Origin of the sequence: Paenibacillus sp. FSL R5-0475, assembly GCF_038004585.1 — a bacterium.
Taxonomy (GTDB): domain Bacteria; phylum Bacillota; class Bacilli; order Paenibacillales; family Paenibacillaceae; genus Paenibacillus_AQ.
In genome coordinates this window covers 4,093,168-4,119,073 of record NZ_JBBORK010000001.1, presented here as the reverse complement: position 1 = coordinate 4,119,073, position 25,906 = coordinate 4,093,168, and the positions used below count along the sequence as shown (strand labels likewise).

At 45.6% G+C, this 25,906-nt stretch carries 22 protein-coding genes and 1 other annotated feature; of the genes, 21 read left to right on the top strand and 1 reads right to left on the bottom strand.

The annotated features are described in order from the left end of the window. Positions 1-179 precede the first annotated feature (179 nt). The 10 genes from hemB (at position 180) to MKX41_RS18470 (ending at position 15,571) form a co-directional block, all read left to right on the top strand. Positions 180-1,178: a porphobilinogen synthase gene (gene hemB / locus MKX41_RS18515; RefSeq protein WP_042191201.1), complete on the top strand. Its 999-nt coding sequence runs from the start codon at positions 180-182 to the stop codon at positions 1,176-1,178. Between the two features lie 78 nt (positions 1,179-1,256). Further along, positions 1,257-2,558: a glutamate-1-semialdehyde 2,1-aminomutase gene (hemL, locus tag MKX41_RS18510; RefSeq protein ID WP_340972470.1), complete on the top strand. Its 1,302-nt coding sequence runs from the start codon at positions 1,257-1,259 to the stop codon at positions 2,556-2,558. Then, a complete protein-coding gene (locus tag MKX41_RS18505) occupies positions 2,555-3,490 on the top strand; it encodes an RluA family pseudouridine synthase (RefSeq protein WP_340972467.1) in 936 nt (311 codons plus the stop codon). Before hemL ends, MKX41_RS18505 begins: the two co-directional genes overlap by 4 nt. A 362-nt stretch (positions 3,491-3,852) precedes the next feature. Continuing rightward, positions 3,853-5,223, top strand: coding sequence for a LysM peptidoglycan-binding domain-containing protein (locus tag MKX41_RS18500; protein ID WP_340972465.1), 1,371 nt, complete (start codon positions 3,853-3,855; stop codon positions 5,221-5,223). Positions 5,224-5,565: 342 nt separating this feature from the next. Then, positions 5,566-5,848, top strand: a binding site (T-box leader). Between the two features lie 155 nt (positions 5,849-6,003). Further along, complete coding sequence (locus MKX41_RS18495) at positions 6,004-8,640, top strand: valine--tRNA ligase (protein ID WP_076286506.1); 2,637 nt, start codon at positions 6,004-6,006, stop codon at positions 8,638-8,640. Between the two features lie 5 nt (positions 8,641-8,645). After that, a complete protein-coding gene (locus MKX41_RS18490) occupies positions 8,646-10,022 on the top strand; it encodes a bifunctional folylpolyglutamate synthase/dihydrofolate synthase (RefSeq protein ID WP_042191194.1) in 1,377 nt (458 codons plus the stop codon). Positions 10,023-10,028: 6 nt separating this feature from the next. Next, entirely contained in the window at positions 10,029-11,408 is a 1,380-nt protein-coding gene (gene murC, locus MKX41_RS18485; RefSeq protein WP_042191191.1) for a UDP-N-acetylmuramate--L-alanine ligase, read from the top strand. A gap of 281 nt (positions 11,409-11,689) precedes the next feature. After that, on the top strand, positions 11,690-12,856 hold the full coding sequence (locus MKX41_RS18480; protein WP_076286490.1) for a GGDEF domain-containing protein: 1,167 nt from the start codon (positions 11,690-11,692) through the stop codon (positions 12,854-12,856). Between the two features lie 36 nt (positions 12,857-12,892). Next, positions 12,893-14,050 carry a GGDEF domain-containing protein gene (locus MKX41_RS18475; protein ID WP_340972457.1) on the top strand — a complete coding sequence of 386 codons (1,158 nt, stop codon included), beginning with the start codon at positions 12,893-12,895 and terminating at the stop codon, positions 14,048-14,050. A gap of 336 nt (positions 14,051-14,386) precedes the next feature. Beyond that, positions 14,387-15,571, top strand: coding sequence for a glycosyltransferase (locus tag MKX41_RS18470; protein WP_340972454.1), 1,185 nt, complete (start codon positions 14,387-14,389; stop codon positions 15,569-15,571). Positions 15,572-15,663: 92 nt separating this feature from the next. Here MKX41_RS18470 and MKX41_RS18465 read toward each other — a convergent pair whose 3' ends face one another. Further along, positions 15,664-16,650: a diaminopimelate dehydrogenase gene (locus MKX41_RS18465; protein WP_076286493.1), complete on the bottom strand. Its 987-nt coding sequence runs from the start codon at positions 16,648-16,650 to the stop codon at positions 15,664-15,666. A gap of 216 nt (positions 16,651-16,866) precedes the next feature. Here MKX41_RS18465 and MKX41_RS18460 point away from each other — a divergent pair, with 216 nt between their 5' ends. From MKX41_RS18460 to MKX41_RS18410, 11 genes are all read left to right on the top strand, one after another. Continuing rightward, entirely contained in the window at positions 16,867-18,102 is a 1,236-nt protein-coding gene (locus MKX41_RS18460; RefSeq protein ID WP_340972451.1) for an SPOR domain-containing protein, read from the top strand. A gap of 240 nt (positions 18,103-18,342) precedes the next feature. Next, positions 18,343-18,588 carry a DUF4321 domain-containing protein gene (locus tag MKX41_RS18455; RefSeq protein WP_042191180.1) on the top strand — a complete coding sequence of 82 codons (246 nt, stop codon included), beginning with the start codon at positions 18,343-18,345 and terminating at the stop codon, positions 18,586-18,588. A 34-nt stretch (positions 18,589-18,622) separates the two neighbouring features. Further along, positions 18,623-19,219, top strand: coding sequence for a Maf family protein (locus MKX41_RS18450; protein WP_149645995.1), 597 nt, complete (start codon positions 18,623-18,625; stop codon positions 19,217-19,219). 24 nt (positions 19,220-19,243) lie between these two features. Further along, positions 19,244-19,933, top strand: a complete 690-nt coding sequence (gene radC, locus MKX41_RS18445; protein WP_042191176.1) for a RadC family protein — start codon at positions 19,244-19,246, stop codon at positions 19,931-19,933. Between the two features lie 39 nt (positions 19,934-19,972). Beyond that, a complete protein-coding gene (locus MKX41_RS18440; protein WP_042191174.1) occupies positions 19,973-21,007 on the top strand; it encodes a rod shape-determining protein in 1,035 nt (344 codons plus the stop codon). Between the two features lie 62 nt (positions 21,008-21,069). Beyond that, a complete protein-coding gene (gene mreC, locus MKX41_RS18435; RefSeq protein ID WP_042191173.1) occupies positions 21,070-21,948 on the top strand; it encodes a rod shape-determining protein MreC in 879 nt (292 codons plus the stop codon). Next, positions 21,948-22,478: a rod shape-determining protein MreD gene (gene mreD, locus MKX41_RS18430; protein WP_081383060.1), complete on the top strand. Its 531-nt coding sequence runs from the start codon at positions 21,948-21,950 to the stop codon at positions 22,476-22,478. Before mreC ends, mreD begins: the two co-directional genes overlap by 1 nt. Positions 22,479-22,558: 80 nt before the next feature. Then, complete coding sequence (minC, locus tag MKX41_RS18425; RefSeq protein WP_042191171.1) at positions 22,559-23,218, top strand: septum site-determining protein MinC; 660 nt, start codon at positions 22,559-22,561, stop codon at positions 23,216-23,218. A 5-nt stretch (positions 23,219-23,223) separates the two neighbouring features. After that, the gene (gene minD, locus MKX41_RS18420; RefSeq protein WP_042130573.1) at positions 23,224-24,018 is read left to right on the top strand and encodes a septum site-determining protein MinD; all 795 of its coding nucleotides are present in this window, start codon (positions 23,224-23,226) and stop codon (positions 24,016-24,018) included. Positions 24,019-24,195: 177 nt separating this feature from the next. Next, positions 24,196-25,059 (top strand): M23 family metallopeptidase, encoded by an 864-nt coding sequence (locus MKX41_RS18415; RefSeq protein WP_340972440.1) that lies wholly within the window; start codon positions 24,196-24,198, stop codon positions 25,057-25,059. Further along, positions 25,052-25,894 (top strand): M50 family metallopeptidase, encoded by an 843-nt coding sequence (locus MKX41_RS18410; protein ID WP_339798184.1) that lies wholly within the window; start codon positions 25,052-25,054, stop codon positions 25,892-25,894. The genes MKX41_RS18415 and MKX41_RS18410 overlap by 8 nt, the downstream gene beginning before the upstream one ends. Positions 25,895-25,906: the final 12 nt, after the last annotated feature.

Sequence of the window (25,906 nt, the reverse complement as noted above, 5' to 3'; positions counted from 1 at the left end):
GAGTCCTCTAGTAGTCAAACAGTTGTATAGAGTGCATTAGAATGTGATTTCGAAGCATTTGAAGTCTTTTCTATTGCACATTCTGCAATGAAATCAGATTGTTAACTAACTGGCAGTTAGACGGGCAAACTATAAATGTCCGTTGTGTCTATATATTTTATTTTCAGGAGGATGAACAAATGAGCTTTCCAATTACACGTCACCGTCGTCTACGCGGTTCAGCTGGAATTCGTGGTATGGTGCGGGAGACCGTACTGAATGTGCTGGATTTTGTACAGCCTATATTTGTGACTTATGGAACAGGTGTGAAGAATGAGATTAGCTCGATGCCGGGCGTGTACCATTTTTCACTGGATACTTTAAAAGCTGAAGTGGACGAGATTGCCGCACTAGGCATTCCGGCTGTGTTGTTATTCGGGATTCCTGAAACGAAGGATGCTATCGGTTCTTCCGGTTTCGCAGAGGATGGAATTGTGCAAGAGGCTACTCGCTTGATCAAGCAGTGGTACCCTGAGCTGTTGGTCGTTGCAGATACCTGCCTTTGTGAATTTACGGATCACGGACATTGCGGGATGGTGCATACGCATACGGTAAATGGTGTGGTACACGGTGATGTCATCAACGATGCATCGCTAGAACTGTTGACCCGTACGGCGGTATCTCAAGCTAAAGCTGGAGCAGATATTATCGCCCCTTCGAATATGATGGATGGATTCGTACACGCGATTCGTGCGGGACTAGATGAGAATGGCTTTGAACATGTGCCGATTATGTCGTATTCGGTCAAATATGCTTCGGCATTTTATGGCCCTTTCCGCGAAGCTGCGGATTCAGCACCACAGTTCGGAAATCGCAAAACCTATCAAATGGACCCTGCCAATCTGCGCGAAGCGCTTCGTGAAGCAGAATCCGATGTGCTGGAAGGCGCAGATATGTTAATGGTGAAGCCGGCTCTGGCTTACTTGGACGTGATTCGTACGATCCGCGACCAGTTCGATTTGCCTCTTGTGGCTTACAATGTGAGTGGCGAATATTCCATGGTAAAAGCAGCAGCGCTGCAAGGCTGGATTGACGAGCAAGCCGTTGTGCTGGAAATGCTGACTGGCATGAAACGGGCCGGAGCGGATATTATTATTACTTATTTTGCAAAAGATGCTGCGCGCTGGCTGCGTGGTTAATCTCAATCACAACGATATCGCTGCATAGGCAGCTGCCTTATACCTGTGTGACCAAGAACAGAATAGGAGTGAAGATAGATGAGTAATGAGCCAATAGCGCGTAAAGAGGAAGCGTCCCGCAAGGCTTTTGATGAAGCAAAACAATATATTCCCGGTGGGGTGAATAGCCCTGTACGGGCGTTCAAATCCGTAGGATTGACTCCAATTTATGTGGATCATGGGATCGGATCGCGTATTTATGATATCGACGGCAACAGCTTTATTGACTATGTATGCTCATGGGGACCGCTGATTATGGGTCATGCGCATCCTGAGGTTGTAAAGGCATTGCAGGAGACCGCGGTAAAAGGGACAAGCTTTGGCGCACCTACTTTGCTTGAAACTGAAATGGCAAAAACGGTTGTCGAACGTGTATCCTCAGTAGATATCGTACGTATGGTTAACTCCGGAACCGAAGCTACGATGAGTGCAATTCGTTTGGCACGTGGTTACACGGGACGCAGCAAAATTTTGAAATTCGAAGGCTCCTACCATGGTCACGCGGATAGTCTGCTTATTAAAGCGGGTTCCGGTGTAGCCACATTAGGTTTGCCGGATAGCCCGGGTGTTCCCGAAGGTGTGGCAGTAAATACGATTACAGTTCCATACAATGATTTGGAGTCCACTCAGGTTGCTTTTGAACGTTTTGGCAGTGAGATTGCCGCAGTGATTGTTGAGCCGATTGCCGGCAACATGGGTGTTGTACCACCACTTCCGGGATTCCTAGAAGGACTTCGCAAGTTAACTTCAGACAATGGATCTTTGCTTATTTTTGATGAGGTAATGACAGGCTTCCGTGTCAATCGTGGCTGTGCTCAAGGCTTATTCAACATTACTCCGGATATTACCTGCTTCGGCAAAGTCATCGGTGGAGGACTTCCAGTAGGCGCTTATGGCGGCAAAAGAGAGATTATGGAGCAAATCGCTCCTACGGGACCGATCTATCAGGCTGGCACACTTAGTGGTAATCCATTAGCGATGGCGGCAGGACTCACTACACTGAAGCTGCTGACACCGGAAGTATATGATCGTCTTGAGCAATTAGGGGCGCGTCTAGAGGCAGGCTTGAAAAAGAATGCAATCGAGACCGGTGTTCCACTGACAATTAACCGCGTGGGCTCGATGGTCTGTCCGTTCTTCACGGAAGGACCAGTAACTAACTTTGAAACGGCCAAGACTAGCAACACGGATCTATTCCGTCGTTATTTTGGTCATATGCTGAGCCAAGGTATTAGCGTGCCACCTTCACAGTTTGAAGGCATGTTCGTGTCGGCTGCGCATAGTGAGCAGGATATTGATGATACCATTGAGGGCCACTATAATGCCCTGAAGGCCCTTTGAGTATTGGAGCCGGAGAACGAACCGGTGGTGGAGCTTGGACTAGACGCGGGGAGTGGCTGGAAGTAACACCCGGCAAAATCATTACAGGAGCCGAGGATTCTGAAGCTGCAATTGATAAGTGGCTGCTGGAAACTGTAGGTATGCCTGAGAAGCTTCATCTGCGTCTGCGCCGCGAGGGGGGCATTCAGTGGAAGGGAGATCGACTGCGACTGGCACTTTTTCCGGATCGTGAAGCCGGCATTGAACCGGTATGGGAAGAGCTTGAAGTGTTGTATGAGGATGATTTTTGCTTGGTTGCCCACAAGCCGGCAGGCATGGCGGTTCATCCGGATGGCAGTGGCTTAGGTGTAACGCTGGATCACCTTGTAGCTGCGCATTATGTCGCTACCGGTGTTAGTGCAGCTGTAAGGCATATTCACCGACTGGACAAGGATACAACAGGTCCGGTGATGTATGCGAAGAATGAGTTCGCACAGCTTGTCCTAGACGAGAATATGCGTGAAAAAAGCATCTCGCGGCTCTACGCCGCGATCGTCGAAGGCACAGTGCCGCCTACGCTTAAAGTGATCGACGCGCCGATTGGGCGCGATCGTCATCATGCGGCGCGGAGAAGAGTCTCACCCGGCGGACAGTCCGCCGTGACTCGAATCCTCGGACGCGAAGCACTGCATGGCGGGAGCCTGGTGCATGTGCAGCTGGAGACCGGACGGACGCATCAGATTCGCGTCCATCTCAGCCATATGGGTCATCCCTTGTATGGGGATGCGCTATATGGCGGCCCGGTCTGGGCTTCCAGCGCTGCCGGCCGACATGCGCTCCATGGCGAGATGCTGTCTTTCCGCCACCCTTGGAGCGGTGAACAACTGGAAGTAAGCGATCCGTGGTCGGAGGATATGCTTCAGCTGCGGGAGCTGCTGTCTGAAGCGCCTTGACAGCTACGTTATAAACCTGAGAATCGTGGTATCAGCAAATGCTGGTATTACGGTTCTTTTTTTTATCTATTTTTTCGTAGGGTATATAATTTTCTGTTTTTTCAGAAAGAAGCATCTATCTATGTCCTAATAGCAAAAGCAGCATATAATACTTTGTTCATGCGGAGTAGTTCATCTATTGGCCGGCAGATAGGTTCGAATAGTCCCTGAATTTATGAAATTAATAGCATCCTGTCCGGTTAGTGCCACCAAAGTTGTCATGCCTTTCTGTTTGAAGCATATACATGTGGGGAGTAACATTTTGGGCTTATGCTCTGGGCCTGTCTCAGGGTTAGATTATGCCAAGAAGGAGGACATATCCCGTGTTTGATCAGTCCCACGGCTTGCGGTTTGATATTTATGAACGCATTCACCTATCGGAAGAGCTTCCGGGAATAGCTGAGCTGGAGGAGGTTGAACTACTTCCGGAAATCCAGGTGATTCAGCGGGAGGATCGTGCCGAGTTATATGGTCAGCTGTTGCTTACCGGACTCTACCGGAGTGAAGATGACCGAACACAACGTCTGGAGCATGCCATTCCCGTAGAAATCACTGTTCCGCTTACACGCGTCAGCTCGATTGAAGATATCGGGGTGGAGATCGAGAATTTTGATATTGATCTGCTCACGATGCGCACAGTGAATATAACAGGCGTATTATCACTGCGGGGAATCGGTGGTGCGGAGCCTCAACCACAACCGGCCTGGCAGCAGGAAGAGTACACAGTTGCCTATTCCCCTCTCAGTGATGACAGGGTAATCGAAGCATCTGCAGAGAACCAAGAACACGAAACTGATGCACTTTATGAAAATTCACAGTGGACCTTTGGTGAGGATGCATCGGAGGTTGCCGTAGAAGAACATGAGCATGCTGAAGCGAATGCAGGTGCATCAGAGCCCTCATTGGTCTCGAGTGGAGCTGGTCATTCGTCCCCTATAGTGAATTTCTCATCCGCTCATGAGAAGGACAAGGGCGCGAAAGCTCGGACGCATAGTCTGGATTCGCAAACAGAGGATTCCAAAGCAGGAATAGCGGATTACTGGTTTAAAGCTGAGTCACAGAATGAAGCTGAGGCCACCCAGCTGGATCAAGTTAGCCAGGCGAGTCAAGCGGATCAAGAGCAAGAAGCTGAATATACTTTTGCTTCAAGAGAAACCGCTGTTCCGGCAGCTAATGCTGATGCGGATCAAGATATTGCTGTATTCGCTTCGGAAAACGAGGCCAGTAATGAGCTTCATGCACAAGAAGAGAATGCTCAGCCGATCCACGAGAATACGAATGAAGTTCTTGTTTCTCAAGAGACTGTGCCACAGTCAGAGGAGAAGCAAGATCTTAAGATTGCGCTAGGAAGCAAGAAAGAAGCAGAGGCTCCAGTCAAAGAGCATCTCACCTTCTCTTCATTACTCAGTTCTAGTCGTTCTCGTAAAGAACAAGAGGCTCTCCTATCTGAAGGAAATGCATCGGCTGCAGCGATCATTCCAGAGGCCGGAAATAATACGGAGTGGAAGAGCAGATTCATTGCTGGAGCAGATGGCGCTAACCTATTCCGTAAGGTTCGCCTTTGCATCGTGCAGCGTGAAGAAACGCTGGATACAATCGCAGAGAAGTATCAGCTAAGTGCGCGGGAGCTGGGAATGTATAATCGATTGTCTGGGCAGAGTGTAGAAGAAGGGCAAGTATTGTACATTCCGTAATTGAATTACAATGCGTACTCATATGAATAGGTGAATCCCGATCTGATAGTAGATCGGGATTTTTGTCTAAATATAAGAATATATAAGTTTCACGTTATACATTATCCTTATATTTCTCGAATAAACGCTTACCGTCCGTAAAAGGACGTCGAAGGCGTTTATTCTTGTGTGACCGGAGAACGTTAGAATGTGGGGTATCTAACCAACGCAGAGTGATGAATCGAATGAAAATTCGACATATGCACGCTATAAGTCGAAATTCCGCTTAAAGTCCCGCTGTAGAAGCCTATTCAGGTTGACTAGGGATGACTCAAAATGTATTATGGAGTAAGCAATATCTAAGTAAAGACTGGGAACGGGAAGAGTAGGCGGTCAGCCCTTCAGAGAGCGGAATGCAAGTGCTGTGACATTCCGTAGGATACAGCCACCGAAGTCGCCCCGGAGTCGCCCTTCTGAGCTTGTCTTCATGGATATGAAAGATAAGTTAGGATGTGGCCGGTAGCAGCCGTTATCTGTACGAGTGTCGCGCTAAGCTTCTGAACCGCAAGGTAGAGAAGTGCAGGTTTATTTTTCATTGGCGCGAAACAAAGGTGGTACCGCGAAAGAATGGCCTTTCGTCCTTTGAGACGAGGGGTCTTTTTGTTTTTTAGAAACCAACTACAAGTAACCAAGTGGAGGTATCAGAGAATGGCTGACCAAAACAATCTAACAGCGGCAGAGTTGCCGAACTTGCAAGATACAGCGGCAGATGCTGCCGCTGCAAATGATTCTAAGAATGAAATGCCAACCACGTATGATCCGAAATCGGCAGAAACCAAGTGGTATTCCTATTGGACAGAGGGTGGATATTTCCGTGCAGGTGGGCGTCCAGATGCAAAAGCATACAGTATTGTAATCCCGCCGCCAAACGTAACGGGAATGCTGCACATTGGTCATGCGCTTGATTTTACGCTTCAGGATATCCTGATTCGTACAAAACGGATGCAAGGCTTCGACACGTTGTGGTTGCCAGGTACGGACCATGCCGGTATCGCAACGCAGACAAAGGTAGAGCAAAAGCTGCGTGAGCAGGGAATTTCTAGACATGATCTCGGCCGTGAGAAGTTCCTGGAGCAGGTGTGGGAGTGGAAAGATAAATATGCGAACACCATTCATGAGCAGTGGGCTAAGATGGGGCTTTCCCTTGACTATTCCCGCGAACGGTTTACCCTGGATGAAGGGTTGTCGAAAGCTGTACGCGAAGTATTCGTTAAGCTCTATAATAAAGGCTTGATCTACCGCGGCAAACGCATTATCAACTGGGACCCGGCGGCTCGTACAGCATTGTCGGATATCGAGGTTGAATATAAAGAAGTTAATGGTCACTTGTATCATTTGCGTTACCCACTCAAAGACGGTAGCGGATTTATTACAGTAGCGACCACGCGTCCGGAGACAATGCTGGGTGATACAGCGGTTGCTGTTCATCCGGAAGACGATCGTTATAAAGATCTGATCGGCAAAACATTGATCCTGCCGATTATCGGTCGTGAGATTCCGATTATCGCTGATGATTATGTAGACAAAGAGTTTGGTAGTGGTGCGGTTAAGATTACACCAGCTCATGACCCGAATGACTTCGAGATGGGTCAACGTCACAACTTACCGCAGATTAACGTAATGGATGAGAGCGGTACGATGAATGAAGAAGCAGGACCTTACCAAGGTCAAGACCGGAGTGTATGTCGTAAGGCTATCACTGCTGACCTGAAGGAGCAAGGTGTGCTGATCAATATCGAAGATCATGTGCATCAAGTAGGACACAGTGAACGCTCTGGAGCGGTTGTTGAGCCGTACTTGTCCACACAATGGTTTGTAAAGATGCAGCCACTGGCTGAAGCTGCCATCAATGCACAGAAGGATGGGAACGGGGTTAACTTTGTACCGGACCGTTTCGAGAGAACTTACCTGAACTGGATCGAGAACGTACGTGATTGGTGTATTTCCCGTCAGCTGTGGTGGGGACATCGTATTCCAGCATGGTATTCCGAGTCTACTGGTGAATTGGTTGTGGCAAATGACGAGGAAGAAGCGCGCCGGATCAGTGGTCTAACCGACTTGAAACAGGACGAAGATGTACTGGATACCTGGTTTAGCTCTAATCTGTGGCCTTTTGCCACACTAGGATGGCCAGATGAGAACAGTGCAGATTTCAAACGCTATTATCCGAACGATGTGCTCGTAACAGGCTACGATATTATTTATTTCTGGGTAGCGCGGATGATCTTCTCAGCTCTTGAATTTACCGGAGAAAAACCTTTCTCAGATGTATTGATGCATGGTTTGGTACGGGATTCCGAAGGTCAAAAAATGTCCAAATCACTCGGGAATGGCGTAGACCCCCTTGAAGTAATCGAGAAGTATGGCGCAGATGCAATGCGTTACATGATTTCTACCGGAAGTACAGCTGGACAGGATCTACGCTTCCGTTGGGAAAAGGTTGAGCAGGCGCGTAATTTCGCCAATAAGATCTGGAATGCATCACGCTTCGCGTTGATGAATTTGGAAGGCGTAAGCTTTGAAAATATTGACATTTCGGGTGAGCTAAGTACTGCTGATCGCTGGATTTTGCACCGTCTGAACGAAACTTCTCGTGAGATTACGCGTCTAATTGACTCGTACGAGTTCGGTGAGACCGGTCGCCAGCTGTACAACTTCATTTGGGACGATCTATGTGACTGGTATATTGAGTTCGCGAAGCTGTCACTTTACGGATCAGACGCCGCGGCCAAAGCGAAGACACAGTCTGTACTTGCCTATGTACTAGACCGCACAATGCGCTTGATTCATCCGTTTATGCCGTTTATTTCGGAAGAAATTTGGCAGCACCTTCCGCATGAAGGGGAGACGATTACGCTGGCTGCATGGCCGGAGTATGATGCTGCTCTGGAGAATCCGCAAGCCGTAGCGGAAATGAACCTGCTGATGGATGTAATCCGGGCCGTTCGTAATATCCGGGCTGAAGTGAATGTACCGATGAGCAAAAAGGTTGAATTGATCATCAAAGCGGGTAATGAAGAGACGCTGAGTATTATCACCCGTAACGACAACTACATTGGACGCTTCTGTAATACGTCTTCCTTCGAAGCTGGCCTGAATCCAGAAACGCCGGATAAGGTAATGTCCGCTGTAGTAACAGGAGCAGAACTGCTTCTGCCATTGTCGGGACTCATTGATATTGAACAAGAAATCGCTCGTCTGGAAAAAGAAGTGCAGACGCTGAACAGCGAAGTAGAACGCGTAGAGAAAAAGCTGAGCAATCAAGGCTTCGTGGCCAAAGCTCCTGCTAAAGTTATCGAAGAGGAACGGGCGAAGCAGGCAGATTATTCTGCTAAACGTGAGAAAGTACTTGCCCGCATCGCAGAGCTGAGAGGATAAGAGACATGGATGACCTAAATCGGGGCGGAAGTACCGCCCCTCTTGCGACATACACCGAAGCGGTTGATTGGATCAAGAGCCTAATCCCTTTTGGGATACGGCCAGGTTTAGATAGAATCGAGATGTTGATGGACAAGCTGGGAAATCCGCACCGTCGGCTGAAGTTTATTCATGTGGCGGGTACGAACGGCAAAGGTTCAACTTGTGCTTTTTTGACTAGTGCACTTATACAAAGCGGCTATTCAGTAGGCACCTTTACATCTCCGTATATTACAAAGTTCACGAACAGGTTCCAATATAATAATACGGACATCTCTGAAGAAACGCTTGTCGAGCTGGTTAACCAATTACGTCCACTAGTCCAAGAAATTTCGGAAACGGAGTTTGGCTCACCTACGATGTTCGAGGTAACTACAGCTGTGGCCATTCTATTTTTTGCGGGCGTCTCTTGTCCTGATGTTGTCGTATGGGAGACCGGGCTTGGGGGAAGGCTGGATGTAACGAACATCGTGACTCCGATTGTTTCTGTGATTACTAATGTTGGTCATGATCACATGGATATTTTGGGAGATACGCTAGAGAAGATTGCAATGGAGAAAGCCGGAATTATTAAGACGGGCGTACCTGTTGTTAGCTGCGTAACTCAGCCGGAAGTCGTAGCGGTTCTGAAAGAGAAAGCAGCGGCTTGCCGCTCTACTCTTTATCTTGCCGGAGAAGATTTTAGCTATGAGGCTAATGAAATCCGTGAGGATGTGCAGACTTTTCATTTTAAGGGTCCCTTTCGTTCGCTTGAACTTGGGATCGTAATGAAAGGCGAGCATCAGATTAGCAATGCGGCAGCTGCCATGATGGTACTTGAGGTTCTGCGTCAGTATATGGCCTTTATGCTTGAGGATGAAGATGTGCTTGAAGGTTTGCGCCACGCATTCTGGGCTGGAAGGCTGGAAGAGGTAAGCAAGTCTCCAAGGATTGTACTGGACGGAGCACATAATCCGGAAGGTGCGGAGAGTCTTGCAAAAAGTCTGCCTCAGCTCTATCAATACGGTAAATTAAATTTACTTATGGGAATGCTGTCAAATAAGCATCATGAATCCTACTTTAAGCATATACTGCCTATAGTGGATACGCTCATCCTGACCGAACCGGATTTCCAGAACAAAATGGACGCGGAGAATCTGCAAGTTATCGCAGAAAGTCTGCGGGAGAAATATGCCAAGGAAAACTTGGCGATCATAGTAGAACATAATTGGGGAAAAGCGCTGCAGCTACTGAAGTCGATTACAGCGGAGGATGACCTTGCCGTCGTATCTGGTACGCTGTATTTAATCTCTGACGTACGCGGTACACTTTTGCAGCAACCCGATACTGAAAAAGGCTGGTGACGACTGTTGGATACTACTGAACGTGTGCATTTTATAGGGATCGGCGGCTACGGAATGAGCGCGATTGCCCGGGTAATGCTAGAAATGGGATATACAGTTACGGGCTCCGATGTGGCTGCCCAAGAATTAACGGATAAATTGATTGCTAAAGGTGCCAAGATTTATATCGGGCATACAGCAGAACAAGTAAAAGGTGCGGATCTAGTCGTATACTCTACGGCTTTGTCTAGTGATAATGTGGAATGGGTGGAAGCTGAGCGTCTTAAGATTCCAATTCTGCATCGTTCGCAAATGTTAGCCCGTTTATTGAATGAACGTAAAGGGGTAGCCGTTGCTGGAGCACACGGGAAAACTACCACATCCTCCATGATTGCACTTGTGATGGAAGAGTGCGACGTTGATCCAACGTATATTATCGGTGGAGAGATTATGAATGTAGGTACGAATGCAAAGGCGGGACAAGGTGAGTTTGTAGTAGCGGAAGCGGATGAGAGTGATGGCTCTTTCCTGCACTATCACCCTTGGCTTGGGATCGTTACGAATGTTGAAGCGGATCACTTGGAAAATTACGACGGAGACTTTAACCGTCTTAAAGCTGCATACGTGCAGTTCATGAACCAAACGCGCGAAGATGGAACTGCTATAGTATGCGCTGATGACGAGAATGTGATCTCTCTTTTACCCGAAGTAACAGGTAAGGTGATTACTTATGGCATCAAGTCGAACACTGCAGATTATATTGCCACTGATATCGTTCTAGGCGATCGTCAGGTATCGTACACGATGAATCATAATGGAGAAGTGCTTGGACGGATTGAACTCTCTGTTCCCGGACAGTACAATCTTTATAATTCAATGGCAGCGGTAATCGCTTGTTTGAAATCAGGGATTTCTTTCGAGAAAATCGCTGAAGCGATTGTGAAATTCCATGGTGCGAAGCGCCGTTTTCAAGTGCTCGGAGAAGTCAATGACATTCTGGTCATTGATGATTATGCGCATCATCCTACAGAGATTCAGGCAACGATCAGTGCTGCCAAGGCAACAGGAAAACGGATTATTGCGGTATTCCAGCCTCAGCGCTATACACGTACTTTCTTCCTGTTAGATGCTTTCAGCCGTGCCTTTAGCGAAGCCGACGAAGTCATCATCACCGATATTTACTCTCCGGCTGGAGAGAAACAGATCGAAGGTGTTACTTCTGCGAAGCTGGTTGAGCTAATCGTTAAGAACAGTAATGCGGGCGCGAGACATCTGCCAACCAAAGAAGATGTTCTAGCTGATCTGACACCTCGTATTGCTCCAGGTGATCTGGTGATTACGATGGGCGCAGGCGATATCTGGAAGGTCGGATACGCACTGGCAGACGGGTTGAAGAAGAAGCATTAAGTTTACAAATTGAGGCTAATTCGAGGATATTTATATTCTCTATTCAATAGCACTTCCCCAAAATTTCGTTCAGATAATCCTTGTGTTTATCTGAAGGGAGTTTAGAGGGAAGTGTTTTTTTGGTATTGTTAACGTATTTACTGATATAGTTATAAAGTGCTATAGTGCTGTCAGAAGAGGATCGATTTTTCAACGTATATTTGGGATCCCCACAAAGTACCCGAGTACGCATCGAAGCAAAGCCGCACTTTGTGGGGATATTTTCGCATAGGTGGTGACGTATGAGCTCCCTGCTTGAAATTAGAACACTGATTTATTTGTTTATTTTCGGAAATTTATTTATATTACTGCTTATAACCAATTATCGAAGTACCGCTGTTAAAGATACAGCCTCCACCTTGTTCATCCGATCAAAGGAAGTGCAGCTACTCTTTTGGTGTTCGATTTTATTATGGGATTATCTCCCTCATGCGTTGTCCATTCCGCTTAGCAATGCTCTGATCCTTGGAGGGTGCTGTCTAGAAATTACAGCGTTACTGCTGATGATGGGAGTACTGGGGCCAAAAATAAAGCGATATTACATCATCCTTTCGGTATTGAGCATAATTAGTTTTAGTATCATCGCATTATTTTTTAATCATTCCAACTTGCGCATCGCTTGTACTTCACTTTGGTCTATACTATTTATAGTTTATCCAGCTTATCATCTAACTGTGAATAAAAAGGCTACCCCTCTTCAAAAAATATTAGGCGTATTATTTTATGTATTTGCAGCGATTATGCTGATGCGGGCGCTTGTTGCATTGATTTGGGAGCCCGAGATGAATGTGTTCTCAACAAATCTCACGCAATATTTGTATTATTTGGGGATGTATTTATTATTTATCGTAGGGGCTGCCGGTTATATTCTTCTCTCAAATGAGCATTCCTTCGTCAAACTAAAAAGAATAGCCAGTTATGATGATTTGACGGGGATCCTAAACCGTGGAGCATTTCTTCAGGAAGCGGAGATAAAGCTTGAAAAGGCATTTCGAGCGCAGGAGTACTTCTCATTTTTGCTATTGGATTTGGATTATTTTAAACAGGTCAACGATACTTATGGTCATGATACCGGTGACATTGTGCTGGAAGAGTTCGCATCGACGATTAAAGATAATCTCGGAAATGGCGATTTGTTTGGCAGACTAGGGGGCGAGGAATTCGCAGTCATACTCTGTGGGGTAGATGAGCAGAGCTGCGACCAGAAAGCTGAAGCGCTTCGTGAGGCGATAATGAATACTTCCACTAATAAGGTTCAACAGGGGTACACAGTTAGTATAGGTGTAATTACGATCATGCCAGATCAGGAGATTTCGATAAATAAGTTGTACAAGCTAAGCGACAAGGCATTATATCAGGCCAAACAAGAGGGAAGAAATAGAGTCATCAGATACCGATATGTATACTGAGAGTCAGGAATACTAGGGGAGGTGAACTTCACTTATATGCATCTGGATCTCCAGACACTGCTGGTGTGTCTCTTTTTGTGGCAATCGTTCACGGTGCTGCTTATCGTGGTGTATCGTTTGCGTTATCCGCAGGAACAGACTTCTTCATTGTTTATCACAGCAAAATATTTGCAACTAGCAGCCTTGATCCTCTTATTACTGAAGGATTTTATAGATACACCACTTAGTCTACCGATCATAGCACTTCTTGCTTTGGCTGGAGGCACGCTCGAAAGCTTGGCGCTTCTAATGCTTCTCAGAGTATTCGGGAGCAAAGTGGAGAGATATTATTCTATATTATTCGGAGTATCCATTCTAGTTGTGGTGCTTATGTATTTGTTGATGCCAAAGGATCCTCTCGTTATTCCAGTCGCTTGTCTGGCTGGAGTTCTGATTATAGCCTATCCTGCTTATATACTATGTCTGAAGGTCATGGAGACTTCGCTACAAATAATAATGGGACTGCTATATTGTCTTGTCATCTTGTCGTTGGCGGGGAGAGCCTTAGAACCGCTGTATTCCGTATTAGGAATCAATACACAAGTTGCACAATTTCTTTATTTGTTTTTTTATCTCGGGATTTATTTGTATATGTTTCTAGGAACCGCGGGAATTATGCTGCTTTATAGAGAAGATTCCTTTGCAGAAATGGAGCGGGTAGCAACTTATGATGAGTTGACCGGTATTTTGAATCGCAGGTCGTTCGTTTTGCGAGCTCGGCCTTTAATAGCTGCTTCAGCGATGAAGAAACTGCCCTATTCTTTTTTACTGCTGGATGTCGATCACTTTAAGAGCATAAATGATAATTACGGCCATAATACAGGTGACCAAGTACTAACTGATTTGGCGTCTAAAATAGAGCAACAGCTTGGTCATGGTGATCTGATCGGAAGATTTGGGGGAGAAGAGTTCGCAGTGCTCCTGCACAGAGCCGATGAGAAGAGTAGTGATGTTATTGCTGAAGGAATGCGCACAGCTGTTATAGGTTCAATGATTCATGGCGTACCGCTGCACTACACGATAAGTATTGGAGTCATTACGATAGAATCGGGTGAACGTTTTTCTCTAAATAATCTCTACAAACTTTGTGATAATGCATTGTATCAAGCTAAGAAAAAGGGTCGGAACTGCGTTGTTAGAAGCTATGAAATATAAAAGTGTCTTCCTTTCGTCATTAGATGAGGAAGACACTTTTTTGTTTGCATAGGGAATAGTTCAGAATACCTAACGAATATAAAATTTTGGAATAGAAAATTCATGTTCGTGTATTACTGGAAAAGTAGTTTTTTTGCTTGAATCTTCAAAAAAATAGCGATATATATAGGTTTATCGCAATGATTTTCGAATAAAGCATGAAAATATATAAAAATTTTAAAGGTTTCCCTATAAATCGACAAAAATTTTATGTGAAATGAGTTACTATTGAACTGCATCTAAAGTTGCAGTGATAAGTAGAGAGGATTTATATAAAAAATTCAAGGAGCCAGAGTCATGCGAGAAAGAATGCTGTTCCTTTCAGCACAGAATCAAAGCGCAGAGGATCTAGAAGGAGAAATGAGAACAGGGAGTATTCTCGAGATTTTGCTAGGGAAATTTGATATTGATTTGCTGACGTATGCCAGTACGCACAAGGATATGTCTACAAATGATGGAACTGCACTAACGGTTCATTACATTAACGGGTGCATTACCTCGTGGAGATCTATGCTGCGTCCCTTACATATATTACGGAATTTCACTAATCGGAGTCATGCGGAGAAAGACATGAAGAGTACCATCGTGGAGCTTTGTAGATCGAATAATTACAGACATGTATTTATATCGCATAGCTTGCTGGGAAATTGCATTGATATGGTTCGTAATCTGCTTCCTGAGGCCAGTGTTATTACAGATACGTATCGTTTTGAGAGCGGGCTTGCCGTTGGAAAAGAAATTGGGAAGCCGAGCAGCAGTAATCCTTATTATAAACTAAATGAGGCTTTGGTTCGGCGGAATAAGCGGAGACTAATGAATAAAACGGGTGTACTCTTGGCAACCTCGGAATGGGATGCCCTTTCATTCAAATCTCTATCCTTTGCGGATGCCCGTAAAGTTCATGTTGTTCCTCATTTCATAAAAATGAATGAATACGACGCTTTTACTGAGCCTGTTGCAAAAGAAAATTCAATGGTTCTGCACTGGAATATGAACACCAGACAGGGGATTAAGGCTGCCCAAAACTTCTTTAAGAAAAGCTACCCTTTGATTAAAGAACAAGTGCCTGATATCAAGTGTTACATCACCAGTCATGAGGTTCATACGGATGTATTGTCGCTTGTAAAGGATGATGTATCAGTTATTATCACCGGACCTTTGAAACCGTCTGCTGATTATATACGTCGTGCTAAAGCGGTTCTTGTGCCTATCCTTGAAGGTTGTGAAGTCTCCAGAAATATTCTGGAATCATGGGCACTCAAAACGCCGGTGGTTACAAGTTCTATAGTATGCGAGCGATTGAACTGTGAGCATAACCGTAATATTTTGCTTGCTAATACCTCAGTTGATGTTGTTGCTAGCGTAATAACGTTGTTAAAGAATCCTGAGATGGCAACGATTATTGCTGATCGGGCGCATCGCACATTGTTGAAGGATTACGAAGTGAATTATGTGAAGAATAAGATTCTTAGTCTTGTGTAAATGGTACGCCCGAGAAGGCTCTGCCTACAGTATTTAAAAAAACCGCGAGGACGTTTTAAGGTCCTACGCGGTTTTTTCATTTTTGTATGATTTTACAGCAGGTTGCGGCGTAATTCTTCTGGAGATTTCGGAGACAACATTCCAAGTGGAATATCGAATACTGTACGCGCTCCACTCTGTCCTTCTTGACTCATACGCTGAGCGGCTCTGGCATAGGCCACGAGAACACTAGCTGTAAATTCTGGATTGCTCTCCAGCTTCAGGCCGAATTCAACAATCTGCTTCGTACCTTCCCCTGTTACACCACTGCGAATAACAAACCCGCCGTGCGGAATTCCGCTATGCTGAGCTGCCAATTCTTCTTCAGTGATGAAAGTAACCGTAGTATCATAATCTGCAAAATAGTTCGGCATATTCACGATTTCTGCACGAATGCGTTCTTGATCTGCCCCTGCCTCAGCCACTACAAAACACTCTCTAAGGTGTTTTTGGCGAGTGGTAAGCTCTGGTGTTTCACCAGCGCGAATGGCCTCAATAACCTCTTGTACTGGAACGGTATATTGTACACCAGCTTTAACTCCATCTACTCTGCGGATCGCATCGGAGTGGCCTTGGCTAACGCCTTTGCCCCAGAAGGTGTATTCTTTACCTTGTGGAAGAATAGCTTCAGCGAGCAGACGATTCATTGAGAATAAGCCTGGATCCCAACCAGTAGAAATTACGCTGAGTGTTCCACCTTGTTTAGCTGCGGCGTCAACGGTCTCGTAGAACTCGGGGATTTTGGCATGAGTATCAAAGCTGTCCACGGTATTAAACATCCGGGCAATGGCTGGTGTTTGTTCTGGCAGATCGGTAGCCGATCCTCCGCATAGAATCATAACATCCACTTTACCCTTATATTGTTCGACGGCAGAGATGTGTTCGAACTTCACACCGGCTTCTCCGGCTTCCAGTTGTCCAGGTTCTCTGCGCGTAAAGATCGCAACTAGCTCGATATCTTCACTTTGGTTGATAGCCTTACGTACACCTTTTCCTAAATTTCCGTAGCCTACAATAGCTGCTTGAATTTTTTGTTTCAGAAGAAGCCCTCCTAATCAGTAGTGAACTAAAGCATCATTTCTAGCTTACCTAGTATAGTGTACACTTTTAGCTCTTTTTATATAGTATATAAAAGGTACATGTAATGTAAACTGAATCTGCATAATCTTTCATAATTCCTATGGCTTAAAAATAGCATATCTCTCTATTGTCTATCATATATTTACTTATAGATTAGATGAGGTGAGGTGTAACTGTTGAATAACGGAAGAATGACATTCCGATTTGACGTGAACAAGGACGAGCCTAAACCAAAGCCTAAAGTGGTGGAGCGCTGGTCAAATGGCGGATTGGGGACAGCTGAAGAGTACGCTGAGGGACTGCGTCAAGAGGTAGGTCCAGCACAGCAAACATGGCTTTATGAGCCTGATTTTCGTTCCACGCATGAGGCACCACCGGAAGATTCCTATGACTATTACTCGGGTACTGTAGATCCACGCCAGGAAGAATGGGACGAACAGGATAAGGATTTTAGATATACACAGCAATCGTATCTTCTGTCAGATATGGTTTCGGATAGCAGGGATAAATTAGAGAATGTATCCTCTGGCAGTTACGGAGGCTCTTATCATACTCGACGTCCTTCGTATTGGTGGAAATTGGCTCTTTCTGTTACGGGAGCCATCGGCACAGGGGTACTGCTTGGTTATGCTGCACTTTCTTTCTTTTACGGAGGGAATATGGACAGCAGCTCTGGAAATGGGACAGCAGACATGGCGGCTACTTCAGTGCAGTCCAGTGGAGCTAAAGATCCGGCAGGTGTAGGTACATCAGGATTACCAGTGACGGGTACTGAAAATGCAGGGAAGAACACCATCCCAGTTCAAGTAGCTGCGCAAAGCTATTATCTGCTGCAGTACGGAGTATTCAGTACACCTGCAGGCGCTGAAGAGGCTCGCCAGGAGTTGCTAACTGCAGGATTGGCTGCGGGTATGGATCCTGCAGACGGCAATCGTGTGTATGCTGGAATATCATCCGACCGTGAACAGGCCAAGCTACTTAGCAGCGGACTAAAGAATCAGGGTATTGAACTGTATGTGAGAGAGGTGGCACTTCCCGGGGCTGAACAGCTTGTCTATACCGGTAATGCAGAGGAAGTGAAGAACTATTTCTCCGTGAGTGGGCAGCTGCTCAGTGAACTAAGCAGTCAATCTGCTTCTTTACTTAGCGCTGGCCAAACTAGTACGACAGCAAATACCCCCGCTATGAGTGATCTCCATCTGCAATGGAGTGAAGCAGTAAAAGTGCTGGAACAAGGCGTATCTCCTGAAGCCAAAAGCATTTGCGCAGCGTTAGAGAAATCAATGAGCCAAGGGATATCAGCCTGGAGTGAATATAACAAGAACAAGGCTCAGGGTCTACTTTGGGAAGTGCAAGAATCGATGCTGAGCTTTTTGACTAGCCAGAAACAGCTGCTAACTGCAATGAATTAACTGATAGATTGTTGACATTAAAGACAGCAAGCCTCCAGATGTGGGGGCTTGCTGTTTTGGCGCGAAAGAGGAAATTATCCCTATATAACTTAAACTATAATTGATACGGAGGATGGTATCGCTCCGCAACTTTTAGTGCAAATGGTGGTAAACATTACCGTAAGGGATTTTACGTTTGTATTGATCACAATTTCACCGTATAATAATTAGGGTGTCAAAAAATGGCGAGGGAAGACTGAGATGAAGAAGAAAAATGTAGGAACACTGCTGTTATTTCTAATTCTAGGCTGGCTGGCTGGAGCCTGGATCGCCAAGCTACTGCAGCCGGTAAAGGCTCTTTCTTTTCTAACAACATCGACTGTGCTTAAGTGGTCTCCGCGAGCCGATTTGGACATTATAACCTATGACATCACTATTCATTTGAAATTGTGCATGCTAAGTCTCGTCGGTATTATTACAGCTGTATGGCTGTACCGAAGACTGTAACTCTCGTTACTGATCAAGAAGGGACGTTTACAACGTGGACAACTCACAACACATTATTTTAGCCTCAGGTTCACCGCGTCGACGAGAGCTTTTGTCTTTACTGGGCTTGCCTTTTGAGGTCATTACCAGCGAAGCTGACGAAAGCACACCACCGGACTTTACGCCGGAGCAAATCGTGCGGAGTTTGGCTCTGCGAAAAGCAGAGGCTGTAGTGGCTGCAGCAGGAGAGCGTAACGCAGTAATTATTGGTAGTGATACGATTGTTGTACTAGATAACACTGTGCTAGGCAAACCGGTGGACGAGCTGGACAGTAAATCGATGCTTACCAGACTTCAGGGCCGGAATCATAAGGTATACACGGGTGTAGCCTGTATTGGACTTCCGCATGGAAAGACTATAGTGGAGCACCGTGTTACTTCCGTAACGATGAGAGCAATGACGGAGGATGAAATTATTGCTTATATTGCTACGGGAGAGCCCGCTGATAAGGCTGGCTCTTATGCGATACAAGGGCTTGGCTCCACCTTGGTGGAACGAATTGAAGGCTGTTATTTCAATGTTGTCGGATTGCCGCTGTCGCTTCTTGGCGAAATGCTGTCCGAGTTCGGTATAACTGTATTGAACCGGTAGGAAGCTTGGGAAAGAGGGATAGGGATGGAGTCGCAATCAGTAATGCTGCGGGACCTCCCCCATGAAGAACGACCAAGAGAGCGCATGATGCATTATGGGGCGGAATCATTAAGTCAAGCGGAGTTGTTAGCCATTCTGCTGCGTACGGGAACACGCCGTGAATCGGCTATTCATATTGCACAGCAGATGCTGGGGAAAATCGGTGGCCTGCGTGGGCTAGTTGACCTTAGCATCGAAGAACTGACCGAAATCAAAGGTATCGGCCCTGCCAAGGCCGTGCAACTAAAAGCAGGCATCGAACTTGGAAGGCGCCTTGCGAACTCCAGGTTTAACATGCCAGTCATTATCCGTTGTCCTGAGGACGCTGCGGAGATACTGACTGAGCAATTGCGTTATCTGCAGAAGGAGCATTTTGTCTGCTTGTTTCTGAATACGAAGAATCATGTGATAGGACAAGAAACGTTGTCTATGGGCAGTCTTAATGCTTCGATTGTTCATCCTCGTGAGGTATTCCGAGCAGCTATAAAATGTAGTAGTGCCTCTATCATATGCGCACATAATCATCCTAGTGGTGATCCAACGCCTAGTCCTGAGGATATCTCCTTGACCTCAAGACTGCTTCAGGCAGGCGAGATTGTCGGGATTGACGTGTTAGATCATCTAATTATCGGTGATAGCAGCTTTGTAAGCTTGAAAGAAAAAGGACACATGTAATATAAATGTGAAGATTTACTTAGGAAAAGGAGAATTAGCATGTTGGGTAGTTTTACGAAAGATTTAGGAATTGACTTGGGGACAGCGAATACGCTTGTCTATGTACGCGGTAAGGGGATCGTTGTAAGAGAGCCTTCCGTTGTAGCCATTAACACTGACACTAAGACGATTGAAGCCGTGGGTGAATCCGCTAAAAAGATGATCGGTCGTACACCGGGAAACATTCGTGCGATCCGTCCGATGAAGGATGGCGTTATCGCTGATTTTGACACAACGGCTACGATGATAAAATATTTTATTCGTCAAGCACAGAAACAACGTTCTATGTTCCAACGTCACCCTAATGTAATGGTCTGCGTACCATCCGGCATTACTGCTGTAGAGCAACGTGCCGTAGAAGATGCTACTAGACAAGCTGGTGCTCGCGAAGCTTACATTATCGAGGAACCTTTTGCTGCAGCGATTGGTGCAGATCTACCGGTATGGGAGCCAACAGGAAGTATGGTTGTTGATATCGGCGGAGGTACTACTGAAGTTGCTGTAATTTCACTCGGCGGTATTGTTACTAGTCGTTCCGTACGTGTTGCGGGTGATGAAGCGGATGAGTCCATCATTCAGTACATCAAACGTCAGTACAATCTGATGATTGGTGAACGTACTTCGGAACAGCTTAAAATGGACGTAGGTTCTGCTTTGCCACTTGAGAAAGCTGAGACTATGGAAATTCGCGGACGCGATCTCGTTACAGGCCTGCCAAAGACGCTTACAATTACTTCTGATGAGATCTGTGAAGCATTGTCCGATACAGTGAGTTCTATTATTGAAGCTGTTAAAGTAACTTTGGAAAAATGTCCACCGGAGCTCGCAGCAGATATTATGGATCGCGGGATTGTCTTGACAGGTGGAGGCGCCTTGCTTCGTAACTTGGATAAACTGCTTGCGCGTGAAACTGGAATGCCAGTTATTGTCGCTGAGAACCCTTTGGATTGTGTAGCGATTGGAACAGGAAAGGCGCTTGATAATATCCATTTGTTCAAGAGTCGCAGCAGTTCCAGTCTTCGCTCTAAGAGATAAGCCTATGTATTGCCACTTGTGTACGTCAACCCCTGTTATGGGAGAAATACTGTTGTTAGAGGGTGTTGAAACTGTTTAAACTCTTAAGCAATAAACGTCTGTTTATTCTGTTGATTACACTGGTGCTGTTCATTGTGGTGATGGGCTTCAGCTTGGCATCAAGGAGTTCCTTGTCCTGGCCGGAGAACTTTCTTAGAGATACTACTGGTTTCGTGCAAAAAATGTTCTACAAGCCCGCTGGATATGTAGCGGGCTTGTTTGAAGATATCGGAAATCTGAAAGATCTTTCTAAGGAAAATGAGCAGCTGAAGATTCTAGCCGCCCAATATGCACGTGATAAAGCGCAATACAATTTCATTCAGGTAGAAAATGAGCAGTTAAAGGAACAGTTGAAGTTCACGAAAGCTCAGGAGGAATTGTATAAATATCAATATCATATTGCGCAGGTGGTTAGTCAGACAACAGAACCAAGCAATAGTACGATTGTAATCGATTTAGGTGCTAAAGATGGCGTTCGACCAAATATGTCTGTGATTTCGGTGGATGGTTTGGTGGGTGTTATTAGTCAAGTCAGCAATTTCACCTCTACGGTGAAGCTGATGACCATGATGGATACGAATGACCCTAATTCTCAGCCGCCAATTGCGGCAACCGCTATTAACAAAGAGGGCAAAACCTTTGGTATGATTGAAAGCTATGATCCGAAGACAAACAAGTTATTGATGAACAAGATCCCGCCAGGTGATCCTATTGCGCCGAAGGATGTTATCGTTTCTTCTGGTATTGGGGGATTGTATCCGCGAGGATTGACCATCGGTACCGTTGAAAGCGTTGAGGTTGGTGAATTTGGATTAACCTCCACAGCAGTGATTAAGCCTTCAGCAGAATTTCAAGACTGGAAGCAGCTGATTGTTGTTTTTACGGAGGAGCGTGCTGAATAGTGAATATGCGCAGATCTGTTCTTGTTCTGTTACTGTTCCTCTTGTTCATTCTGGAGGGAACCATTCTGCCTTGGCTGATTCCAGATGTATGGCAGATGCGAATTATTCCGAATCTAGTGTTCGTTGTGCTATTGTTCGTGGCTGTATATCATCATCGTCATACAGCGCTTATACTGGGCCTAACTTTCGGACTATTACATGATGTCGTTTTTTATGGCAGAATTCTAGGAGCACATTCTTTTGCGATGGGTCTGTCGGCTTATTTAATCGGCCTTCTGTTTCAGATTCCGCGTGCGCCACTGCCTCTTATGATGACTGTGATTCTGCTCGGAAGCTTGCTAGAGGATAGTGTGTTATTTGGTATTTATAGTGTATTCAATCTCAATCAGGAGCCTTATAGCTGGGCTATTTTGAATCATATGCTACCAACGATGCTCTTTCATTTTGCTATTGCTCTGATCCTCTACATACCGTTACGACGCCAGCTTGAGCTGATCAAGAAAGAGAAGAGTACGGAAGAAGCGGCATAAAGAAGCTTCTATTTTCTTTCTTAATAAAGCAGGAATTTAAGGGGCCCGGCACGAATGAATGAGGATAGGGGGCCAGGCATATGACAGTAAAATCCAAGCATGTAAGGATTAAGGGCATCAAGGATGGCCTGATATTCCTGCTAGACGACAAGTGTCCCTTCGAAGATCTTCTGAGCGAGCTTCGCTATAAGCTGGAGCACAGCCATCAAAATATTTTGACTGGACCGATTGTCCATGTAGATATTAAACTGGGCAATCGTCCCGTAACTGAGGAAGATAAGGAAGCTGTGCTGGAGATTCTGAAGGGACAGGGAAATCTACTGATTCGTTCCATAGAGGCGCTTCCAGTGCCCGGCAGTGAGGATAATGACGCGTTGTTTCTTATGAGCGGGATTCTTCGTTCCGGTCAGGTGCTGCACCATGATGGAAATCTTTTATATCTGGGGGATGTGAACCCAGGAGGAACTATTACCTGTTCAGGCGATATCTATATTCTAGGATCACTTAGAGGTATGGCGCATGCTGGAGTAGATGGAAATGAAGAGGCGATTATCGCTGCTTCATTAATGTCTCCGACACAACTGCGAATTGCTGATATTATCAGTCGTCCTCCCGATGAGTGGGAAACCCGAGAAAGCAGTATGGAGTTTGCATATTTAACGAACGGAGCTATGCAAATCGATAAAATTCATAATCTAGTCAAAGTACGTCAGGATTTAAATGTGTTTAAAGGGGTGTAGCCTCCATGGGAGAAGCGATAGTCGTAACCTCGGGCAAAGGCGGAGTTGGTAAAACAACCACAACAGCCAATATTGGAACCGCACTTGCACTGCAGGGTAAAAAAGTATGTCTCGTCGATACCGACATTGGACTGCGTAATCTGGATGTAGTAATGGGGCTTGAGAATCGTATTATTTATGATCTTGTGGATGTAGCGGAGGGTCGTTGTCGCCTAAATCAAGCACTCGTTAAAGACAAACGCTTTGATGAGTTGTATATGTTGCCCGCAGCTCAAACGAAGGATAAAACGTCCGTCACTCCTGAACAAGTAAAAGATATTATTCTCGAACTGAAGAAGGAATATGAATATATTTTGATTGATTGTCCAGCAGGGATTGAACATGGCTTCCGCAATGCGATTGCCGGTGCGGATAAAGCGATCGTGGTTACCACACCAGAGCATGCTGCTGTGCGGGATGCGGATCGTATTATCGGACTGCTTGAGCAGTCACATGTGGAATCGCCAAAGCTGGTGGTAAATCGTATTCGCCCAGGTCTTGTGAAGTCTGGGGATATGCTTGATATTGAGGATATTTTACAGGTGTTGAATATTGATCTTATCGGAATTGTTCCGGATGATGAACTGGTCATTAAGGCCGCAAATAGTGGAGAGCCTACAGTTATGAATCCCGATTCGTCAGCAGCTATTGCCTACCGCAATATTGCTCGTAGAATTTTAGGTGATGCTGTGCCGCTAATGCAGCTTGATCGGAAACCGGGAGCATTTAAGAAGTTCAAGAAATTTTTCGGTATGGCTTAATTCTGCACCAAGCAATCTTACTATAGAAGCATTAACGGTCCCACCACTAGAGAAATCTATGGGTGGGATTTATTTATTTAGTGGTATTTAAGTGCTCCACCTTGGGTGGGCTTGTTCTAAAGAGACTTCCGTGCTTCATAAAATGGAAGTAAAACAAGCCCGTCCGGAGGGATAAACATGGATCTCAAATCAGATATCAAGAATCGCCGCAAGGAGCGTATTCGTAGTTTGCTGGAGGAAATCCCGAATATAGAAACAGCAGAGGTGCCTCCGTTATTCGTTATGCCCGAAAAGAGTACGAGCTTCAAGGAGTGGGGTACGGGGTTTAAGAAAAATGAGGAGCAATCATCTATAGAGCCTGATCCGGAAGTAATGTGGAAAGAGAGACGGGGGGGCTGGGAGGAACCAGGAGGAGGAGGTTCTAAATTTTCTTCCGGTTTTATTCGACGGGTTATAGCCAGTGTGCTTGTGTTTGGAGCGGTGTGGGGAGCTTTTGCAGTTCACCAGCCATGGTCCTATAAAGTCCAAGCCTTTATTAGTGACGCCTTGAGTAATGACATGGATTTCACAGCAGTGCGGGTCTGGTATGAGGAGAATTTTAATGGTGCACCGGCGTTCATCCCGATATTTGGTGACAAAGACGAACCTGCTCAAAAGGCAGCAGCTCAACATGAGCTTAGTGCTCCGGTAGCTGGAAGTATTGTGGAGCCCTTTGCCTCCACGCTAAAAGGTGTAGAAATTATGCCTCAAATCGATTCAACCTCAAATGTGACGGTGAAGAGTATAGACATGGGACGTGTTCTTTCCATCTCTAAAGAATTGGACGGTGGCATTCGAATTGCGGTTCAACATTCTGGAGGAATTACAGCAGAATACGGACATTTAAATGGCACTAAGCTGGAGATTGATGACTGGATTCAGAGTGGAGATGAACTCGGTTGGATGCTGGAGAAAGAGGGCTCCTCAGCTCCAACGCTATTCTTTGCAGTGATGAAAGACAAGACTTATATTGATCCTACAGAAGTGGTATCGTTTGATTAGGATCTTAGGGATCGATCTGTCACTACATCCATTGTTCGTAATCATTATGTTGTTCTCTGTACTCACAGGACAATTTCTGGAGTTGCTAACTTTATTTACGATCGTCCTCATTCATGAAATAGGACATGTAGTGGCTGCCCTTTTAGTTGGTGTTACAGTCAAATCGGTTCAGCTTCTTCCGTTTGGCGGAGTTGCGGTTATTGAGGATCATGGGCGGCTCACCGCTAGTCGTGAGATTGGTATTGCACTTGCCGGTCCGCTGCAAAATGGAATCATGATTGTTATGGCTCTTGGGCTTCAGCAAGCAGGTTATGGTAATCAGGAATTTTTAATCTATTTTATAAATGCTAATGCCATTATTGCGCTCTTTAATCTTTTGCCTGTTCTGCCACTTGACGGAGGCAAAGTACTTCAGGCTACAGTTAGTTTATTTCTTCCTTATTACTATACTTTGCTATGGAGCGGACGAGTGAGTGTTGCTGCAAGCATTTTTGTGATTGTTTATGCGCTATTGCCTCTTGGAGCAGGTGGAGGCTTGAGGCTGAACATGGTTATGATCGGTGCTTTTTTATTGTATTCAAATCTCACGGATCATCGGAATTTACCGTACCGATTTGTTGCTTTTTTGATGAATAGGGAGGCGGTTTATGAGTATCATTTGCGGACAGGAAGTGTGGCTCGTCCAATTGTTGCCTTATCTGCGAAACCTTTAGATGCTATATTGCGTCTATTTAAACGTAATCAATATCATTTTATCTATGTATTAAACGGCGAAGGAAATGTTGTTGCTGTTGTGCCGGAACAGCGCTTAATATCTACCTACTTCGGAATGTAGTGTATTTATGCA

What these genes read in the sequence shown, in the direction of transcription:
- hemB (WP_042191201.1), top strand. Translation starts at nt 180, where the DNA reads ATGAGCTTTCCAATTACACGTCACCGTCGTCTACGCGGTTCAGCTGGA.
- hemL (WP_340972470.1), top strand. Translation starts at nt 1,257, where the DNA reads ATGAGTAATGAGCCAATAGCGCGTAAAGAGGAAGCGTCCCGCAAGGCT.
- MKX41_RS18495 (WP_076286506.1), top strand. Translation starts at nt 6,004, where the DNA reads ATGCCAACCACGTATGATCCGAAATCGGCAGAAACCAAGTGGTATTCC.
- MKX41_RS18490 (WP_042191194.1), top strand. Translation starts at nt 8,646, where the DNA reads ATGGATGACCTAAATCGGGGCGGAAGTACCGCCCCTCTTGCGACATAC.
- MKX41_RS18480 (WP_076286490.1), top strand. Translation starts at nt 11,690, where the DNA reads ATGAGCTCCCTGCTTGAAATTAGAACACTGATTTATTTGTTTATTTTC.
- MKX41_RS18475 (WP_340972457.1), top strand. Translation starts at nt 12,893, where the DNA reads ATGCATCTGGATCTCCAGACACTGCTGGTGTGTCTCTTTTTGTGGCAA.
- MKX41_RS18470 (WP_340972454.1), top strand. Translation starts at nt 14,387, where the DNA reads ATGCGAGAAAGAATGCTGTTCCTTTCAGCACAGAATCAAAGCGCAGAG.
- MKX41_RS18455 (WP_042191180.1), top strand. Translation starts at nt 18,343, where the DNA reads ATGAAGAAGAAAAATGTAGGAACACTGCTGTTATTTCTAATTCTAGGC.
- radC (WP_042191176.1), top strand. Translation starts at nt 19,244, where the DNA reads ATGGAGTCGCAATCAGTAATGCTGCGGGACCTCCCCCATGAAGAACGA.
- MKX41_RS18440 (WP_042191174.1), top strand. Translation starts at nt 19,973, where the DNA reads ATGTTGGGTAGTTTTACGAAAGATTTAGGAATTGACTTGGGGACAGCG.
- minC (WP_042191171.1), top strand. Translation starts at nt 22,559, where the DNA reads ATGACAGTAAAATCCAAGCATGTAAGGATTAAGGGCATCAAGGATGGC.
- minD (WP_042130573.1), top strand. Translation starts at nt 23,224, where the DNA reads ATGGGAGAAGCGATAGTCGTAACCTCGGGCAAAGGCGGAGTTGGTAAA.
- MKX41_RS18415 (WP_340972440.1), top strand. Translation starts at nt 24,196, where the DNA reads ATGGATCTCAAATCAGATATCAAGAATCGCCGCAAGGAGCGTATTCGT.